This window comes from candidate division KSB1 bacterium (assembly GCA_034506395.1).
In the GTDB taxonomy this organism is placed as follows: Bacteria; Zhuqueibacterota; Zhuqueibacteria; order Thermofontimicrobiales; family Thermofontimicrobiaceae; genus Thermofontimicrobium.
Genome location: JAPDPQ010000041.1, coordinates 1 through 18,509, shown reverse-complemented (window position 1 = coordinate 18,509; position 18,509 = coordinate 1). Strand labels below are relative to the sequence as shown.

The following is an 18,509-nucleotide window of genomic DNA, read 5'->3' as shown; positions in this document are numbered from 1 at the left end:
AAATCGTTTTCTGGACGATATCATCAGGCGGTCACCCCGGCGCGGCTAAGCTCAGCAGCCGTCCCTTTGGGCTGCACTTGGATCGTTCGATTAATTCGTTTCACCAATCCCGCCAGCACTGTTCCCGGACCCACTTCGTAAAAATCGGTCGCACCGTCAGCAACCATATTCTGGATGGTCTCGACCCATCGCACTGGATGCGTGAGTTGCTGATACAGCAGCGTTCGGATCTCAGCCACATCATTGACTGGACGGGCGGTGACATTGGAGTAAATCGGAATTTTTGCGGGGCGCAGCTCAATTCGTTCCAACATGGCTTTCAATTCTTGCTGAGCGTTTTCCATAAGCGGTGAGTGGAACGCTCCGCTAACCACCAGAGGAATTACTTTCTTAGCGCCCTGTTTGAGTGCCAGTTCGCTTGCCCTTGCCACCCCCTCCGGCGAACCAGATATTGCCACCTGCATCGGCGAATTGAAATTAGCGGCAGTGACCACGCCCGCCTCACTGGCGCGCTGACAAATTTCGATCACTTGCTCATCCGACAAACCGATGATCGCCGCCATGGTTCCGGGATTGATGGTTCCAGCCATTTGCATCAGTTCGCCGCGCTTTTGAACCACCCGTAAACCGTCTTCAAAAGTTAGTACGCCCGCTGCGACCAACGCCGAGTATTCGCCCAAACTATGACCCGCTGCCAGGTCAGGTGTAAGGTTTTGCTCCGCTAAGATTTTGGTGACTATGATACTATGAACAAAGATCGCTGGCTGGGTCACTTGGGTCTGCTGAAGCGCTTCCTGCGGCCCTTCAAAACAGATTTTTTTGAGATCGAATTTCAACAGCGCATTCGCTTCATCAAATAAGTCGCGGGCGATGGGAAATTGTTCGTACAGATCCCTGCCCATGCCGACGTACTGAGAGGCCTGTCCCGGATACAGAAATGCGATTTTTGTCATCGTACTTTTTGCCAGAATTCCCTGATTCTTTTCGCCGCAGCCTGGTAAAGTTTTCGCTTCGGATTCAACAGTGCTGCCTTTTTATAGTAAACCTCGGCTTCAGAATAGCGACCTTGCGCTTCAGCAGCCAGGCCCAAATTATAATAAACACGTGCGTCAGTGGGAGCCTGCCGCTCAGCCTCAAGCCATACCTGCTGGGCTTGACGCCATTGTCCTTGCCGAGCCAGCACAGCTCCAGAATCTAATAATGCAGTGCCAGGTTCAACAGCTCTCTTCACACTAACCTTTCTGGGAGCAATATATGAAACAATTTGATTGACCACATCGATGGCCAAAGTCCTTTTGATCTCGTCATCCGTTGGAGCCCGTTGCGATTCCTCTTTGATGATTTTTTCGCTGCGATAATTGCTCTCGATCGATCGCGACATCGCTATGGCCCGCTTCCTCAAGTCAATTAATTGAAACAGCACCTGTGCATTAGCCTGACGGATCGTATAAAGCTGCTCGACTGTTTGCAATTTTATTTTTTTCTTTTTGACCAGCTCACCGTTTGGACCTGGCTCCTCGATAATCTGACCAAATTGGTCGCGCTCATATTCACCTGTCCAAACATTTTTAGATACCATCTCACTGCCGTGCTCATCAGGCAAGATTTTGAATGATTTCACAGCTAAAAAGATAATGCCATCGATGTTCAGTAAGCTGGCCGCAGGACGCAGCGTATCCAATTGTTTGATCTGTTCAAAAGTCAATTGATAGCGCGACAGCGTGACCTGGATGTTGTTCGGATCAGCGATCTCAAAGTAGTCATCCTGTCGGAGCTTTTCATCGAGCAGCCGATAAATCAAATCTCCTTCCGGCGCTCCTTCGATAGGCGCAATTGCCAAGCCTTTCAGCTCGATCAAGTGAGGTCCCGCAGGCTGCTGAAATATGAATCGGCGTTGAGACGAACAATTGAGCAAAGCGGCAAACAACCACAGCGTAATAAGCCAATGAACGACTTGCTTCATCACGCACATCCCCTCCACCAAAATAGTTCACGATACTGCCCAGCCATGGGCGTCCTGGGTTTTAATACTTCAGTAAGACCCCTCCAACAGTGAAACCGCCCCCAAAGCTTACTAACAAGCAATACTCCCCTCGTTTTAACTTACCTTGCTCGACGGCTTCGGCCATGGCAATTGGGATCGAGGCTGCCGAGGTATTGCCATATTTTTCGATATTAATAAATACCTTTTCCATGGGCAGTCTAATGCGACGGGCCGTGGCTTGAATGATTCGATTATTAGCCTGGTGCGGGATCATCAACGATAGCTGTTGCGATTTAACCCCTGCCATTTTTAGCACTTCTTCTGCAGCGTCGCCCATTGCCTTGACCGCGGCTTTGAATACCTCTTGGCCTTCCATTTTAATATAGTGAAGTCGCTGATCAACGGTCTCATGAGTGGCAGGAAAACGACTGCCACCGCCTGGCATCATGAGCAGATCAGTCAAACGACCATCGCTTTTGATATAGGTCTGGACAATGCCGCGCTGACCATCGGAGGGTTGAAGTACGGCCGCCCCTGCGCCGTCACCGAACAAAACACAGGTCTTTCGATCGGTATAATCCGTGATTTTGCTTAACGCCTCAGCACCGATGACCAAAATATTTCGATACAGTCCGCTGGCTATAAGGCTGTCCGCAACGGTTAAGCCATAGAGAAATCCTGAGCATGCAGCGCTGATGTCGAAAGCCGCAGCATTGACCGCCTCGAGATTTTTTTGCACATAGCAGCCGGTGGCTGGGAACGGGGTGTCTCCTGTGACCGTAGCGACAATGATGATTTCAATGTCCTCAGGTCGCACATCAGCCATAGCCATCGCTTTGCGAGCGGCCTCGGTTGCCAAATCCGAAGTTGCGGTTTTTTCATCGCAAATATGGCGCACTTCCATGCCAGTCCGCTCTTTGATCCATTCATCGCTGGTGTCCACCATGTTCTCCAGATCTCCGTTGGTCAAAATTCGGTCTGGCACAGCGAATCCTAAGCCCGTGATCATCGATCTATAAATGTGTTCCACTTTTTGCCTCTATTAAATTCAAATGTTGCTCTATTTTTTCGTTGACCTTTTGGTTGATGATTCTTTCGGCGACAAAAACGGCATTCCGAATTGCTTTTGGTGAAGAGCTTCCATGACAAATGATGACGACTCCATTGACCCCCAACAGCGGCACGCCTCCGTATTCGGCATAATCGAACGTCCGTTTCAAATGACGAAAGGCCGGACGCAATAGATATGCGCCAATGAGGTATTGCAATCGTTTCCCAATGCGCCGACGTAAATTTGATGAGAACACCTGGTTAAAAGATTCTGCAAATTTCAGAATGACGTTCCCAACAAATCCATCGCACACTGCGACATCGACTTTGTCCCGAAGGATATCACCCCCCTCTATGTTGCCAATAAAATTGAGATTGCTCTGTTCCAGAAGCTCATAAGTCGCTTGCACCTGCTCGTTGCCTTTGCCCTTCTCGCTTCCGATATTAATCAGGCCCACGCGCGGGTTCGCTATACCGAACATCTGGCGCATGTAGATACTTCCCATTATCCCAAATTCTAACAATTGATGCGGCTTGCAATCCACATTCGTGCCAGCATCGATCAATAATGTGGCGCTCCGGCCATTGGGAAGCAATGAACCGATCGCAGGTCGATTAACGCCACGGATCTTGCGCAATTGAAACAGCGCTGAGCCCAAGGCTGCCCCAGTATTCCCAGCGCTTACCACAGCATCTACTTTGCCTTCCTTATGTAATTGCATCGCGACGGAAATCGATGCATCTTTTTTTTGTTTCAATGCACTGGCCGGGCTTTCATCCATCTCCACCTTTTCGGATGCATGATGGATGGACAACGGCAGATCCTGAATACGAAAATGGCGCGTCAGTTCATTTTGAATTTGAACCTTATCACCAACCAACACAATTTCCAATCGACCCTTAGATCGTCGCGCCGCAGAAATCGCCCCTGATACATTTTGTCTGGGAGCAAAGTCGCCTCCCATTGCATCAATTGCAATCCTCATGGCTTTCTCTCAAACAACAAAGCAACAATCGATGGAGTCTAACTTTCTTTCGGCACAAAAACCATTCGTTTGTCATAATAGCCACAATTGGGGCATGCCCGATGTGGCAATTTCGGTTGATTGCAATTCGAGCATTCTACCACATTGGGGGCAGATAATTTCCAGTGAGTTCTTCGTTTGTCCCGTCGTGTCTTTGAATGTCGTCGTTTTGGTAGTGGCATAACTCCCTCGTAATCATTTTAACTGATCTATTATAAAACCAAATCGCTCATATTGGATCGGTCAACCAATTAAATCTGCATATCATATCCAATATGAGCGGATATTTAAGTCGAAAACCAATTCGCGTCGTGAAATTGGCAATTCGCTAATTCGATTTTCAACGCGTCAGTGTCAGTGCGTTTTAATTGGTTCGTTAAACCACACTGATCTGACAAAGTTCAAATTTGTCTCGGTAGGACCATTTTTATTTGCGAAGTACGATGATGCATTGGCATCGGCAATTCAAAAAATGGGTGAATTAATTATGCTGAAGTAATCTTAATATTTCCCAGCGGGGATCTATTGTCTCGTGATGACAATCGCAACGCTCGAAATTTAGGTTGGTACCGCAGTGAGGACATAGCCCCTTACAGTTCTCATCACAAAGGTGCTTCATGGGGATGACCAATAAAATGTTTTCTCGAATGTCCTCTCGCAGGTCAATCTCAGTTTGTTTATCACCCAAAAGTCGAAAATCATCATCATCGACAACGCCGATCCGCTCCTCCTTCGAGTACACCAGTTGAAAATCCGCCGTCAGGTCGCGATCATATTCTTCTAAACAACGGTCGCAACTATAATGGGCCAAGGTCACCAAATGAACATTGACAAAATATTTGTCCCCGAATTTTTGGATCTCAACATCGGCAAACGTGTCATTCGGAAACAAAAATAACGTATCGTCTTTTTGATCAAAACCCAGCTCAACTGGCCGGATTTGAAAGCCCAGTTGATTGACCCCCTCATGCAATTTTGCGAGATTGATCTTCATTTTTGTCGCTTCTCATAAAATAAAAGTGGGCAAATTTAATAATTATTTTTTCAATTGTCAAGCTAAAATTTGAGACCAAAAATGAATGCCATTCATTTTTTTATCAGCCATCTCCTATAAAAGGTTGAACACCTCCTGCAAGCCATGACCGATTGTTGCTAGCGCCACCGATCTGGCAATTTATGGGTAAAATCGAATGGAGCTGATTATGTTCGATTTGAGTTATTCAGCTATTATTAGCGAAGAATGTGAATGAGGGAAATGGCCGTTAACATAATTAAAATTGAGCATCAACGTTGCGGAACAAGAGACCAACTTTGCCAGCAATGGCGGTGGCTCGGATCAAAGCATCCTCCAAACGCTGGGGTGAATGCGCGAATCCAGCTATAAATATGCCAGATGAATCCGATAGATCTTTTGCAATTACATTTTCGTTGTCACCTAAAAAACCATCTGCCCCAATTGGGAGGCTCAACTTCGTGGCGAACAATTTGTTTTCTTCGGGAGCGATGATTCCATTGCTCAGCACCAGGCAATCCGCATGAAATAAAAGCTGCTGTTTGCTGAGATCATCAATTACGGTGACGCGAAATTCCCCATGATCCATTTCTATCAGCGGTTCATGCTCCATTCGAATAAATTGGACGCCTTTTTCGATGGCCTCGGCATAATTATCCTCTTCGAAATCATAAACGCGAATATCGCGATGGAGGATGACAATATCGATCTTGGGATCTTTGTTTTTCAGCTTCAGCGCATTGAGGATGGCGGATTGGCAGCAGAGTTGGCTACAATAAGGCCGATCGGGCCGACGAGATCCAATGCATTGGATCATGGCAATTTTTTGAAAGGAAAATGATTGATCTTCTAACCGTTTGGCCAGCTCAGCCTGCGTGAAGACGTTCCCCTGCTGGCCGTAATGAAATTCTACCGGCTGATATGCCTGAGCAGATGGGGCAATGACAATCGCGCCTACGTCCAATGATTGTTGCTGATCGTCAGCGATAAATTCGATGCGGTGATTGGCTTCGATCTTTTTCCAGGATTGGAGCTGACAATGATGATAAATTTTGATTCGCGGGTGTTGCTGAGTTCGAATCATCAGGTCATTAAGCATTTGATCAAGTTCAGGCACGAACCAGAAAATTTTTTGATCGTTTTTCCCAAGCTGAGAATTAAAGGCAAGCAGTGAAACTTCGAATCCCTGATCAGCAATATCTAAGGCAGATTGTAGTGCAACTAACGAATCTCCGAGAACTGCTGCGTGAGGGATCACTGGGAGTTTATGACCAACAGGTATCGACTGGGGCACGGAAACTTCGACTATTTCCATCAGGCGTTGTTTGATTGTTTCGGTATCCGCAGTTTTGTTTAGCTCGATATTGAAAATGGACAATTGATCAGCGTTATAGCCGAATGGGGCGATGAGCCGCTGAAACATGGCCAAATGATTTGTGCTGCTATAGCAAGGGGCTATGACAATTTTTCTGGGCCGATGAAGATTAAGGCTCTCCACGATCTTGCGCTTCCCAGTGGTATTGCAGGCGTATTCAAGATCACTGATCACCATATCTTTTGGAGAAAGATTAATCGATTTGATAAGCGAATCAGCATCCACGGCAAACTGCGATTCAATCCCGTAGCGGCAGAAGAAAATAGCCGTTCCATCTTGGAACTGCTGGTCGGTGGACGACGCCTCAGGCGGTGCGATGTGATCAAAAGAAAGCCCTTGTTGAGAAAATGATTGCATCACTCGGGCAGCGACTGCGCTGGCTTGGGCCAATGATGAGCTAAGATCAGTCGGTCGCGTGATTGAGCCCGCCAACCAGACCCCTTCTTGAGCAGTTGCCACTGGTGTGGCGATCGAATTGGGGAAGAAACCGTATTTATTCAATCGCGCGCCAATCTGTCGGCTCAATCGCTTGAGCTCGGTTGAAGTTGTTATGCCACTGGCAAGCACAACCAAATCGTGGGGTGCGGCTAAATTTTTTTCGTGCTGGCGATAATGAACCGTGATGCGATCGGTTTGAGGATCTTCTTCAAGCCGTTCGACTTGCGCTGGGATAAATTTGATGCCATATTCATCTTTGGCCTTTCGATAAAACAACTCTCCCTCATAAGTAAATGGCCGCAAGTCCCGATAATAGATGGTAACTTCGATGTTTTTGACCCTGTCGATAGCTTGTATGGCTTGCTTTAAGGTCGTTAGACAGCAAATATTGGAGCAGTAGTTAGCCCCAAGCCCTTCGTCGCGCGAGCCTACACATTGAATAAAAGCGAGCCGCTCCGGGATCTCCCCATCTGATGGTCGCATGATAATCCCAGCGAATGGACCATTGGCGTTTAAAATTCGCTCGAATTCGATATTGGTGATGACGTTGGGGTAATAGGCATAACCGAATTCTGGCTTTTTTCGGGCATCAAACGGTTCGATTCCACCTGCGACCACGACTGCATTCACTGAAAGCGTGAGATACTGTTCTTTCTGGTCATAATCGATTGCTCGAAAGTCGCATTCTGCCAAACATAATCCGCAGCCAATGCAGCGTCGACAACTGAGGCATCGGCTGGTCTCACGCAAGGCAAGTTCTTCGGTAAAACCCAATTCGACTTCCTTGAAATTCAGCTTTCGTTCCTCCAGAGGCAGGTGCGGCATTCTTTGACGGGGAGTTGGGATGTCATCGAAATCAGTGATGAACTTATCTTTTTTCATTTACTGCTCCGAAAAATGAGTTGTATGCGTTAGATGACCAACACTTTTATTGGGAACTGAGATCGAGCTTTTCAAACAACGAAATTCGCCAGCTCCCTTGTCGTAACCAAGAGATTTTATCTTATGAATCATTCAGGTTGGCAGTAGCTACATTTAGCCGTAATGAAAGCCGGTTTGTCCAAAAATTGATCAAAGTTTTTCGCCCTTTAAAAATTTTTCAATCGAAATCGCGGCCTGATGCCCTGCTGCGATTGCTTGGATGACGGTGGCTGGACCAGTCACGGCATCACCACCTGCGAAGATTTCTGGCCGGTTGGTTTGCATGGTCCTGGGATTGACATCGAACGAGTTCCATTTGGTGATCGATAATCCATGGCCTTCGTGGAGGAATGAAATATCGGGCTGCTGGCTAATAGCAGGCACAATCACGTCAGCTTCAATATCGAACTCGGTCCCTGGGATCGGAACTGGACTTCTTCTTCCGCTGGCGTCGAGCTTGCCCAGTTTCATTCGGATGCAGCGCATCCCGACTACGCGGCCATTTTCGCCGAGAATCTTGACCGGAGCCGCGAGATAGGTGATTTTCACACCCTCTTTTTCTGCCTCTTCGATCTCCCAGGGATTGGCTGGCATCTCTTTCACGGTTCTTCGATATACGATATGAACTTCCTCAGACCCGAGACGCAAGGCCGTTCGCGCGGCATCAATAGCAGAATTTCCGCCACCAATGACGATTACCCTTCGACCCGGTTTGGTTTTATCGCCCAGGTTCACTCGGCGCAAAAACACGATACAATCCAAAAATCCCTCATAATCGTCCTCACCAGGCACCCCCAGTTTCAATCCTTGATGCGCCCCAATGCCCAGAAAAACCGCTCGGTAGCCATCTTTGAGCAAATCGTCAATCGTATAGTGTTTATTGATTGGTGTATTGAGCTTTAATTCTACACCGAGATCGCAAATATAGTCCACTTCTGTTTGAATAATGTCGCGCGGTAAACGATACTCAGGAATGGCAAGCCAGAGCATTCCGCCAGGGACTGGTGCGGATTCAAAAATCGTAGAGCGAATGCCTCGAAGCGCTAAGTCATGGGCAACGGTCAATCCCGCTGGGCCAGAGCCAACGATGGCGACCTTGCCCAATTTTTCATTCACAGGGGGAGCGACCGGCTTCGGAATTTTGCCCTGTTTTTTCAGCTCCAATTCATAGTCAGCCACAAATCGCTTTAGCGCATCAATTGCTACCGGCTCATCCTGCCGACCGCGATTGCAGGCGCCCTCACAGGGATGATTACAGACCCGGCCGCAGATCGCCGGCAATGGATTTCGCTCTCGGATCACGGCTAACGCATCCAAATATCGGCCAGCCGCGATCAAGCCAATATATTTCCGAATATCAATGTGGACTGGGCAAGTCTCCTGGCAGATTGGCGTCTCTTTTTCGATGTTATAGCAAGTGGATAAGAAGCTTTTGCTATCGATATCGATCGCGGTTCGCAACGCCAGCCCTTCATTAAAGCGGCTATATGGCTTAATGGGACATACCTGCACACAAGCCCCGCAATCGACACACTGGTCAGTGATGCGAGAAGGATTTTTTCGAATATTGGCTTCGAACACGCCATCTTTCTTTTTGATGCTGAGAATGTCGGCATTGGCGATCAATTCAATATTTGGATGGCGGCTCAGCAAATCGATGGCCGGTGCCATTTGACACGTAATCGGCCAATCATCTGGTGCGCTCCGATCTAATTTCGCGGATAATCCACCGACTATTGGGCTTTTTTCAACCAAATATACCTTCACCCCGCGATTTGCCAAATCTAATGCGGTTTGAATCCCAGTAATCCCAGCCCCACAAACCAGTACTGCAGCCGATCGTTTTGTCTGTTGATCATTCATCTCAAACTCAAATTATCCTTCACTAACAGTTAAGCCCTGTCTCATTACTTTTTCCACTGCAAAAAATAGGGAGAAGTATTTTGCGCCATAGCGCTTTTGCTATTCCATCAAATATGCGAATGGATCAGTCGCATATTCATCTCGATGGCGTTTCAGGGACATCACCCCCAAATGGGGATGTCATATCCAGAATTGCTTGGAATCAACTTATCAACATCTCGGCGATTTCAGGGATATTATTTCAACAACATGCCCTTCTTTGATAGCCGTTGATTATTTGCCTCAATTTGAAAATAGTAGATTCCGGATGGTAAATCTCCCGCATCCCATTCGATTTCGTAGCTGCCAGGATTTTGGCGCGTATTGACCAATATGGCGAGTTCTTGTCCAGCCAGGTTGAACACCTTGAGTTTTACCTCACTTGATCGATCGATCCGGTAGCGAAGTATTGTTTTGGGATTGAATGGATTGGGGTAGTTCTGGAATAACTCAAAACTTCCTGGTGGTTCAGCTCTCGCAACATTGCCAATAGAAGTAAGAAACGTTTTCATGATATTGACGCTTTTAGCTGTTTTAAAATTGGGATCGGGATTGGGATTGGTCACATCGCTCATGCCACTTACCGTTGCGACGATCCCATATTGAGAAGCCACCCAATAATAGCTGATATTCAGCTCAACCACAAATTTGAGCGCTGGGAAAAGTTTGGAACGAGCAATTGTGGAATGATTCTGCCTGATTCTCAAGCAGGGAAATTCACCCAATACCGTCTTTATCTTTCCCCATGCATCAACGGTGTTATAATTTGAATCGATCACCGTTACGGCCAGGCCGCTATAAACGGTATCTACCTCAATCACCGAATCCCAGGGCGGATTTCCGTAGCTGAGTGGAAGGTATAATTGTGGTTTGGAGCGCTTGGCAACCACAATTTCTTTAATGGAGGTATCCGTGCCGACGATTCGATAAACCCCTCGTCCCAATTGTGTTAATTCGGACTCGGTCAATCGCGCATAATTATAAGTAAGGTAGGTCGTATCTTTTGCGTATTCCGTTACCTGATAGGCCAAATTCCCAGTGGGAAATCGATATGCGAAAGGCGAGCTACTGAAATCGACCACACGCCAATATTCTTCACTGGTAAACACAATATTGCTAAAATCCCAGTACCGATTTTCGCCAGGCTGTCCCAGATCGATTGGCACCGTATCTGCGCTCGCCATCACAAAGTAAATGTCAGTCGTGCTTGGTGCATCTTTGGAAGTGAGAGTGATTTGGGCTGACAAAGAATTGGTCAAGCCAAGCGAGATGAGTGCCACCATTAGTAACCGAACAATAATGCTTTTCATCATGGTTCAATTCCTCCATAATACCAAAAAGATTCCCCCTTAATTTTGCCCCTTTCAGATAAACAGCATTAACGACAAAATTAAGGGGTGGGAAAATAACATTAGTTGTGCAGCATAATGATCAGCTTGCTCGCCATGTATCGAATGCAAAGAGCTTTCACTGGCTTAGAGTTCCACTGCTTCGATCGCCTTTTCCAACGCCTTCCTTATCAATTCTTCTGGTGGCCGAGGAATGAATTCTTTATCCATCAGCGTCTGATAGATCTGTCTGGCTTTTTCGATATCTCTTTTCGCCGTCTGGTAAATTTCGTCCCCGGTCAAGATTTTTCGGGCAACCCCTTGCTCGACGGCTTTCATTCCGACCGCTTTGGCCTCATATGGGAATACTTCATGCTCATCCATTTTCGGCATAATATTGTCGGGATTGATGCCGCGCTTCTCAGCAAATTCCGCCAAAGCATGTGCGGCCGCAATGGCCATTTCATCGGTCACCTTCTTCGCTCGAACAATTAATGCGCCTTTTAGAATGCCTGGGAACCCTAAAGAATTATTGACTTGATTTGGGAAATCCCCACGGCCCGTAGCAACGATATAAGCGCCAGCTTGTTTGGCCGCGTACGGATAGATTTCAGGCACTGGATTGGCGCAGGCCATGACGATCGGCTTTGATCCCATAGCTTGAATCCAAGCTGGTTTGATTACATCAGGGCCTGGCGTCGAGAGCGCGATCAGCGCATCGGCGCCTTTGCAGGCTTCGATAATATCGGTGACGCCCTTAGGATTTGTCTGCTCACACAACTCCCACTTGCGATAGAATCGGGGATCTCGCTTAATATCCTCGCGATTCTTGTGGAGAGCTCCCTTGCTATCGAATACAATCATTTTGGCCGGGTCGGCTCCGTCAAGAATCAGCAATCGGGCAATCGTTGTGTTCGAAGCACCAGCGCCCCAGAACACGATTTTGACATCGCTCAGCTTCTTATTGACCACCTTTAACGCATTGATCATCCCAGCAACCGTCACGCAGCCAGTGCCCTGGGCATCGTCATGCCACACCGGAATTTCGCACTCTTCCCGCAGTGTGTCCAGAATCTTATAGCAGTTCGGCTGTTGAATGTCTTCCAGATTCACCGCCCCAAAGCTTGGCTGGATCATTTTTACCAGATCGATGATTTTTTCAGGAACGTGTTCGCCTTTCTCATTGCGGCTATCGATGCAGATGGCGGTTGCGTCAATGCCACCCAGGTATTTCATCAGCATCGCTTTGCCTTCCATCACACCCAATCCCCCTGGAGGCGTACAATTACCATCGCCCAAAACACGAGTGGAATCCGTGACAATAGCCACATAATTGCCCCGATTGGATAGTTCGAATGAACAATCATTATTATCTCGAATCGTCGTTGAAATCTTCGATACGCCAGGCGTATACCAAACATTGAACCAATTGAAACTATATAAACCCGCCTTAGGTATGGTCATGATTTTGCCGCCATAGAATTTATGCGTATAAAATGCTAATTCTTTTAAGAACGCGGTCTGTCCTTTGGCAATTTGTTCTTGAGTAAAATGAGGTGGAAACATTTTTTCCAAATTTTCTAATTTGAAATCGATTTTGGCCATATTTCTCTCTCCATAAAAATTAAAATTCAAGATAATTTTTTTAGTTTCTCTCAATCATAAACACAACTTGTCAATTCAAAATTATTACGCTTAATCCCATCTTCTTTTTTCACATCGCTCAAATCATTCACATATTTTTTCCTCCTTCAGTTTATCGGGTTCTATAATAAAATTAGTTCAGTAGCTGGCCTGAAAAACAAGTTTAATTACTGATGATCACCTACTTCGCCGTCCCTTTTTTTAACGCATTTTCAATCGCCTTCAACAATGCCTTGCTGGTCGTGGTTGCCCCAGTCACGACATCCACATTGACCGTCTGGGCTGAAATGACCTTCGGAACCACTCCCTCAGCTCGCCTGGCATGTCTGGTATCCCGATTTTTCAGAATATCGATGGTTTCGATCCGATGGTCTCTCACCGCCACAGCAACTTCATAAGTAAAGCCACCGTAGCTGAAATCACCCTTAAACGCCCCATCCTGAACGCTGGTCAGATCGACCGCCGCGATGGGCATGGCTCGGACGGTTTTCATCTCTTTGAAGCGGCTGGACCAGAAGCAGCGAGATGATAAAACAATTGCCGTAGTCAATATGAGAGTTAAAAGGTTTTTATTCATGTTTAAGCTCACTTTGTTATTTTACTTTTGTCCCGCAGCTAAATCATAGATCACCCTACCAGCCATTCTTGCTATGACTCACTTCTTGATCTGACGGAAACGAATAATTCCTGGACTAATGACTGTGAAGAGTTGCTGCAACTCATCACCATGTTTATTGATAGCGAATGCTAGTGTCTCTGTTTTTTTTATCTCAGAAAGTCCCGCCAGTCGAATTAGAATGACACCAGATGTGATCAGCCTCTGTCGAAACACCAGCTCGCCAAAGTCCTTATCTGCGGTCAATAGGAGTGCGCCTTCTCGGTTTGCCAGGTCAAGCACTACATCATCGGAAATGCCTGGATTCATTTCAGCGACCGACCAGACTTGATGCCCATCACGTCTCAAACGATCAACGATTGGTTGATCGACGCTCTCATCGGCTACGAAATTCATGCTGCGCTCTCAACTACCGGATATACAACATCGGACCGCAGTGCTTCAGCCGCAAATTTCAAAGCAGCACGAATCGCATCCACGGTCAATCTTGGGTGAGCATTTAGGATCTGCTCAATCGTTTCCCCCGCTGCCAATTTCTCCAGGATGAGTTCAACCGTGATGCGAGTACCAGCGATGACTGGTTTGCCCATCATCACCTTCGGATCTGATATAATCAACCTATCTTGCATTAAAGATCCTCGCTTCAATTTAAAACAGCAAAATAGCTACAAGAATCAAAAGTACTCAAGATAATAATATCTAATTTTTTGTTTTTTTATTTAACATACCACCCACAATGGCGCCCGATCCTCGATCCCGGCAATTTTTACCAGCCCCATCCGCCGCATATCCACCAACTGTCGCAACACCCGTTTAGGTGGCAGATTCAATTGCTGCGCCAGATGTCTCACACTCACGGGCTTGTCTTTCGCCCGCAGCTTGATCTCCTGAATGGCCAATTCGTCCATCACCACTTCTTCGAAGAGACGATGGATCTCATGCTCGGTGAATCGTTCGCCGTAAAGATTGCCCTTTTCGATGAACTCCACCCGTTTGCCCGCCACCCAGCGGAGCTTTTTGCCCGCTACCGCATGGCGAGCGGCTGTGAGTTTCAGTTTTAATTCGTCGCTGGGAATATTTTCACTCGCCCCCAATTTCCCCAGGCTGCGGATGCGATTCTGAAATTCGGTCACGAACGAGACAAACTTGCCCCCTTCGGCGCTGGACATAAATCGCAACACCAGTCGCTCAGGAGTGATGCCCGCATGCTTCAACACTTTCTGGCTGAGCAATACTTTCCCCTGCGCATTGAAATTCCCCGTGGAATAATGGCATTCCCCGAGCAAACAAGCGCCGACAAAAACGCCATCGGCCCCGTGAAGAAATCCCTCGATGATCATCACAGGATCGACTCGTCCCGAACACATCACCCGAATAATGCGGATGTCGGGACTATACTGAAGCCTCGCAACCCCGGCGAGGTCCGCTGCCCCGTATGCTCACCAATTGCAGCAGAAAGCGAGAATGTTGGGATGGAAATTTTCGGACATTAGATTTTCCTTATTTACAAATTTTTATGAAACACTAAAGTTGAATTCGAATGCATGAGTATACTCCAAAAAGGCTATTTTTGTCATTCCGAACGGAGCAAAGCGGAGTGAGGAATCTCTATTTTTCAACGAGTTTAGAGATTCTTCGCTTCGCTCAGAATGACATGATTACACCTTTTTAGAGTGAACTCATGAATTATAAATTTATTTCCTACTGATAGAAACAACCCAACGGATGAAAACCCTAAAAAAAATCCGTTGGGTTGTTTCAATCCGTTGGAGAAAAATAATTTTTCCAATCACAAAATTAAAAATATCTACTCTTCAAACGCCACCTGAATCTGCGCCAGCAACTGCTCATCCGAAAAATGATTCATCTTGATGGCATGCTTGTAACAGGTCGCTCCGCAGGTACCGCAGCCTTTGCACGCCACGGCAATCATGTGCGCTTTGATCCCCTTCGCCGTTTGCACCATCTCGATCGCCCCATAGGGACAAACCGAGGCGCACAAACCACAGCCCCGACACAGATCCTCATCGATCAACATTGAGACGATCGGCTCAACTGCCACTTCCCGTCGGGTCAGATGAATTGACGCCCGTGCAGCCGCCCCCAACGCCTGATGAATCGATTCGCTGGTCGAGGCGGGCCAGTGGGCCGTGCCACAGACGTAAATCCCATCGGTGGCAAAATCCAGCGGCCGCAATTTAATGTGCGCTTCCAGAAAGAACTTATTTTCATCCAATGGCACCTTCAACATCTTGGATAATTCCTCGACGCCCTCGTTGGGAATGAGCGGCGTCGCCAGCGCCAACAGATCGAAATCCAGCGTCATCTCCCTGCCCAAAATGTCATTGAACACCCGCACTTGATGACCATCGACCACTGGCGGTTTTTCATCGGCAAATTTAATGAACCGCACCCCCAATTGCTTGGCTCGGCGCAGATATTCCTCGTTCTCCACACCGTAGCACATCAGATCCCGATACAAAATATGAACCCTGGCTTTGGGATTGCGCTGCTTGATAATGATGCCATTTTTGATCGCCGTCATGCAACAGATGCGGGAACAATAGACCCGCTCCCGATTGCGAGAGCCAACGCACTGAATCATCACCACATTTTGCGCCGAAAATTTTTTATCTCGCAATCGCCCCTCCAATTCAAGCTGGGTGATGATGTACTCGCCGTTATAATTGTACATTCCCTGCGGCGTGAGCACATTCGCCCCCGTGGCCACGATGATCACCCCAAATTTCTTTTTCACCGTCTCCTGCTGCTGGGTTTGAATCGTGACCAGATAATTTCCCACATAGCCCCTCACATCTAACAGCTTTCCATTGGTAATCACCTCGACCCGAGGATCGCAGGTGATGGCTTCGATCTTTTCGCTGATCAGTTTTTCGGCGGGGATATCGCCAGGCAGAATCTGGTTCAGCCGATTGACCAATCCTCCCAAATTCGCCTCTCGCTCCACCAGCGTCACTTCAAAGCCTCGCAGCGCCAGCGATTGCGCTGCCGTCATGCCTGCGATGCCGCCGCCGATCACCAATGCCGTTGGCTCCACGCTGGCGACGATCGACTGCTGCGGTTCCAACAAAGCGGCTCGAGCCACGCCCATGCGGATCAGATCCTTTGCCTTCTGAGTGGCCAGCTCAGGCTCGTTCTTATGCGCCCAGGAGCATTGCTCCCGAATGTTCACAAACTCGAACTGGAACGGGTTCATCCCCGCTTCTTCACATGCCGCCCGAAACGTCGGCTCATGGGTTCGGGGCGTGCAGGCAGCCACCACCACTCGATTCAGCCTGTTTTCGATAATGGCATTTTTGATGTCCTTCACTCCCGCCTCAGAGCAGGAGAACAGATTTTCCCTGGTAAACACCACGTTGGGCAGCGTTTTGGCGTACTCAGCGATCTCGCTGCACTTTAAAAATCCAGCGATGTTGCTGCCGCAGTTACAGACGAATACTCCGATACGAATTTCTGGCACGGGGACTCCTTAATTTCAGCTCATAATAAATCTTTAATGTCTTCTTTACTTATTCCCGCTTGTCTTAAAATTTCGAGCAATGTTCCTTTGGGCAAATCTTTTTTATGAAAGGGAATCACCGCTCTTCTTTTCGTCTCAGGATGATAATAAATATGATGACTACCTTTAATCCGATCCAGCACGAAACCTTCCTTTTCAAGTATTCGGATAATGTCTTTGGAAGTGAATGATGGCAATTTAGGCATACGATTCCACCGCTAAGGTATATTCCAGAGTTTCTTCTTCAGTAGGAATATCTTCGCCATGAGCTCTCAAGCTTTCAAGATATAGCTCAATCGCTTCCTTTGCCATCTTTATCGCTTCCTCGATGGTACTCCCATAAGTAACACAACCTGGTAAAGTTGGAACCAAGACAGTGTAGCCGCCTTCAGGTTCTTTTCTAAGTAAAATTCGATAATTTAAAATTTTCATGGAATAGTCTTCCGTTATTAGTCTTCACATTTATTTTTTTAATCGAATATCAATAAAGATGAATGTTATATTGACCATTCGATTCTATGACCAATTTGACTGCTTCTTTCAAATTCTCTTTTACTTCTTCGATTGTCTTTCCTTGTGAATGGGCTCCTGGTACCTCTTTCACAAAACCTGCGTACCATTTGCCGCTTTTGACAATTATCGCTGTGTAGTTATTCATTGAAAAACCTCTTTGCTTATTTGAAAAAACTGAAATATAAAATTTTTGATGACCGAATATCAGCTAAGAAATGCAAGCGCTCTGAAGAATGCTTTAGCATTCTTTCATGTTTGAGCCTGACGATTCACCGTCAGGCGTATTGTTTTGCCATTTTTGTTGCTCCTCAATGGTACTTCAAAAATCTACTTCACGCCCTCCTCCCCACCTGCTCCAAAAATACTACCTCCGCAGCCCGATTCGCTGCGGCACTCGCCTGCGCCACCGATTCGGGAATATCCGCTGGACCAAGGCAGAACCCACAGGCAAAAATCCCAGGCACATTGGTATCGTTCGGGAAGGGAAGACCTGTCTGAACAAAACCATGCTCGTTCAATTTCACGCCCAATTTTTTCGCCAATTGATCCGAGCCTTTGGCAGGCATGGCGGCTGTGGAGAGAACCACCAGATCAACGGTCAAATTTTTCACCTCACGGGTTTCAGTGTCCTCATACCACACAATGGGATTCTGATTGGCGTCCTCGGTTATTTCCGCCACTCGGCCTCGGATGTAATTGATGCCGTATTCCTCTTTGCCCCGAATCTCGTATTTCTGAAACCACTTGCCCACGTTGCGAAAATCGGTGTGGAAAATATAGGAATCGGAATCGGGATCGTGCTCTCGTCCCAGCATGGCGTCTTTAATAGCGTACATGCAGCAAACGCTGGAGCAGTAATTGCAATAATTGAAATCCCGTGAGCCCACGCACTGGACGTACGCCACTTTGTGCGCTAATTGCCCATCTGAGCGGCGGTACAGATGTCCGCCCGTCGGGCCAGTGGCATTAATCAGCCGCTCGTATTCCAGCCCCGTGATCACGTTCTTGAATTTGCGATAGCCGTAATGGGTCAATGGCGTGGGATCGAACACGTCCAACCCCGTTGCCAGAATGATGGCGCCGACCTCGATCTCCAGCATCTGATCTTTCTGGGTGTAGTCGATAGCGCCTTTGATGCAGGCTTTCTGGCAGGCGCCGCATTTGCCCTTGGTCAAATAGAT

At 47.3% G+C, this 18,509-nt stretch carries 18 protein-coding genes and 1 pseudogene; all 19 read right to left on the bottom strand.

Annotated features, from left to right (window positions below; all coding sequences use genetic code 11):
• Window positions 1-23 precede the first annotated feature (23 nt).
• Entirely contained in the window at window positions 24-953 is a 930-nt protein-coding gene (gene fabD, locus ONB37_18100) for an ACP S-malonyltransferase (protein MDZ7402076.1), read from the bottom strand.
• Window positions 950-1,963 (bottom strand): tetratricopeptide repeat protein, encoded by a 1,014-nt coding sequence (locus ONB37_18095; GenBank protein ID MDZ7402075.1) that lies wholly within the window; start codon window positions 1,961-1,963, stop codon window positions 950-952. Before ONB37_18095 ends, fabD begins: the two co-directional genes overlap by 4 nt.
• A 61-nt stretch (window positions 1,964-2,024) precedes the next feature.
• Window positions 2,025-3,005, bottom strand: coding sequence for a ketoacyl-ACP synthase III (locus ONB37_18090; protein MDZ7402074.1), 981 nt, complete (start codon window positions 3,003-3,005; stop codon window positions 2,025-2,027).
• Window positions 2,998-4,020, bottom strand: a complete 1,023-nt coding sequence (gene plsX, locus ONB37_18085; GenBank protein MDZ7402073.1) for a phosphate acyltransferase PlsX — start codon at window positions 4,018-4,020, stop codon at window positions 2,998-3,000. The genes ONB37_18090 and plsX overlap by 8 nt, the downstream gene beginning before the upstream one ends.
• A 38-nt stretch (window positions 4,021-4,058) precedes the next feature.
• Entirely contained in the window at window positions 4,059-4,241 is a 183-nt protein-coding gene (gene rpmF, locus ONB37_18080) for a 50S ribosomal protein L32 (protein MDZ7402072.1), read from the bottom strand.
• Between the two features lie 299 nt (window positions 4,242-4,540).
• Window positions 4,541-5,053 carry a DUF177 domain-containing protein gene (locus ONB37_18075; protein ID MDZ7402071.1) on the bottom strand — a complete coding sequence of 171 codons (513 nt, stop codon included), beginning with the start codon at window positions 5,051-5,053 and terminating at the stop codon, window positions 4,541-4,543.
• 277 nt (window positions 5,054-5,330) lie between these two features.
• Window positions 5,331-7,766 (bottom strand): hypothetical protein, encoded by a 2,436-nt coding sequence (locus ONB37_18070; protein ID MDZ7402070.1) that lies wholly within the window; start codon window positions 7,764-7,766, stop codon window positions 5,331-5,333.
• A gap of 189 nt (window positions 7,767-7,955) precedes the next feature.
• Entirely contained in the window at window positions 7,956-9,668 is a 1,713-nt protein-coding gene (locus tag ONB37_18065) for an FAD-dependent oxidoreductase (protein MDZ7402069.1), read from the bottom strand.
• 236 nt (window positions 9,669-9,904) lie between these two features.
• Window positions 9,905-11,020 carry a T9SS type A sorting domain-containing protein gene (locus ONB37_18060; protein ID MDZ7402068.1) on the bottom strand — a complete coding sequence of 372 codons (1,116 nt, stop codon included), beginning with the start codon at window positions 11,018-11,020 and terminating at the stop codon, window positions 9,905-9,907.
• A gap of 162 nt (window positions 11,021-11,182) precedes the next feature.
• The gene (locus ONB37_18055; GenBank protein MDZ7402067.1) at window positions 11,183-12,640 is read right to left on the bottom strand and encodes an NADP-dependent malic enzyme; all 1,458 of its coding nucleotides are present in this window, start codon (window positions 12,638-12,640) and stop codon (window positions 11,183-11,185) included.
• A 220-nt stretch (window positions 12,641-12,860) separates the two neighbouring features.
• On the bottom strand, window positions 12,861-13,256 hold the full coding sequence (locus ONB37_18050; GenBank protein MDZ7402066.1) for an FMN-binding protein: 396 nt from the start codon (window positions 13,254-13,256) through the stop codon (window positions 12,861-12,863).
• Between the two features lie 78 nt (window positions 13,257-13,334).
• Window positions 13,335-13,691, bottom strand: coding sequence for a DUF5615 family PIN-like protein (locus ONB37_18045; protein MDZ7402065.1), 357 nt, complete (start codon window positions 13,689-13,691; stop codon window positions 13,335-13,337).
• Window positions 13,688-13,924, bottom strand: a complete 237-nt coding sequence (locus tag ONB37_18040; GenBank protein MDZ7402064.1) for a DUF433 domain-containing protein — start codon at window positions 13,922-13,924, stop codon at window positions 13,688-13,690. Before ONB37_18040 ends, ONB37_18045 begins: the two co-directional genes overlap by 4 nt.
• 90 nt (window positions 13,925-14,014) lie before the next feature.
• A pseudogene (locus tag ONB37_18035) lies at window positions 14,015-14,719 on the bottom strand (hydrogenase iron-sulfur subunit).
• Window positions 14,720-15,102: 383 nt separating this feature from the next.
• Window positions 15,103-16,776, bottom strand: coding sequence for a CoB--CoM heterodisulfide reductase iron-sulfur subunit A family protein (locus ONB37_18030; protein ID MDZ7402063.1), 1,674 nt, complete (start codon window positions 16,774-16,776; stop codon window positions 15,103-15,105).
• Between the two features lie 20 nt (window positions 16,777-16,796).
• Window positions 16,797-17,021 carry a type II toxin-antitoxin system HicA family toxin gene (locus ONB37_18025; protein MDZ7402062.1) on the bottom strand — a complete coding sequence of 75 codons (225 nt, stop codon included), beginning with the start codon at window positions 17,019-17,021 and terminating at the stop codon, window positions 16,797-16,799.
• Entirely contained in the window at window positions 17,014-17,247 is a 234-nt protein-coding gene (locus tag ONB37_18020; GenBank protein MDZ7402061.1) for a type II toxin-antitoxin system HicB family antitoxin, read from the bottom strand. The genes ONB37_18025 and ONB37_18020 overlap by 8 nt, the downstream gene beginning before the upstream one ends.
• Before the next feature lie 49 nt (window positions 17,248-17,296).
• Window positions 17,297-17,473, bottom strand: coding sequence for a type II toxin-antitoxin system HicB family antitoxin (locus tag ONB37_18015; protein ID MDZ7402060.1), 177 nt, complete (start codon window positions 17,471-17,473; stop codon window positions 17,297-17,299).
• A gap of 187 nt (window positions 17,474-17,660) precedes the next feature.
• Window positions 17,661-18,509: FAD-dependent oxidoreductase (locus tag ONB37_18010; protein ID MDZ7402059.1), on the bottom strand; the 849-nt coding region annotated here is incomplete at its 5' end.

What these genes read in the sequence shown, in the direction of transcription:
- ONB37_18050 (MDZ7402066.1), bottom strand. Translation starts at nt 13,256, where the DNA reads ATGAATAAAAACCTTTTAACTCTCATATTGACTACGGCAATTGTTTTA.
- ONB37_18095 (MDZ7402075.1), bottom strand. Translation starts at nt 1,963, where the DNA reads ATGAAGCAAGTCGTTCATTGGCTTATTACGCTGTGGTTGTTTGCCGCT.
- ONB37_18055 (MDZ7402067.1), bottom strand. Translation starts at nt 12,640, where the DNA reads ATGGCCAAAATCGATTTCAAATTAGAAAATTTGGAAAAAATGTTTCCA.
- ONB37_18040 (MDZ7402064.1), bottom strand. Translation starts at nt 13,924, where the DNA reads ATGCAAGATAGGTTGATTATATCAGATCCGAAGGTGATGATGGGCAAA.
- ONB37_18045 (MDZ7402065.1), bottom strand. Translation starts at nt 13,691, where the DNA reads ATGAATTTCGTAGCCGATGAGAGCGTCGATCAACCAATCGTTGATCGT.
- ONB37_18015 (MDZ7402060.1), bottom strand. Translation starts at nt 17,473, where the DNA reads ATGAATAACTACACAGCGATAATTGTCAAAAGCGGCAAATGGTACGCA.
- fabD (MDZ7402076.1), bottom strand. Translation starts at nt 953, where the DNA reads ATGACAAAAATCGCATTTCTGTATCCGGGACAGGCCTCTCAGTACGTC.
- ONB37_18020 (MDZ7402061.1), bottom strand. Translation starts at nt 17,247, where the DNA reads ATGAAAATTTTAAATTATCGAATTTTACTTAGAAAAGAACCTGAAGGC.
- ONB37_18065 (MDZ7402069.1), bottom strand. Translation starts at nt 9,668, where the DNA reads ATGAATGATCAACAGACAAAACGATCGGCTGCAGTACTGGTTTGTGGG.
- ONB37_18075 (MDZ7402071.1), bottom strand. Translation starts at nt 5,053, where the DNA reads ATGAAGATCAATCTCGCAAAATTGCATGAGGGGGTCAATCAACTGGGC.
- rpmF (MDZ7402072.1), bottom strand. Translation starts at nt 4,241, where the DNA reads ATGCCACTACCAAAACGACGACATTCAAAGACACGACGGGACAAACGA.
- ONB37_18070 (MDZ7402070.1), bottom strand. Translation starts at nt 7,766, where the DNA reads ATGAAAAAAGATAAGTTCATCACTGATTTCGATGACATCCCAACTCCC.
- plsX (MDZ7402073.1), bottom strand. Translation starts at nt 4,020, where the DNA reads ATGAGGATTGCAATTGATGCAATGGGAGGCGACTTTGCTCCCAGACAA.
- ONB37_18025 (MDZ7402062.1), bottom strand. Translation starts at nt 17,021, where the DNA reads ATGCCTAAATTGCCATCATTCACTTCCAAAGACATTATCCGAATACTT.
- ONB37_18060 (MDZ7402068.1), bottom strand. Translation starts at nt 11,020, where the DNA reads ATGATGAAAAGCATTATTGTTCGGTTACTAATGGTGGCACTCATCTCG.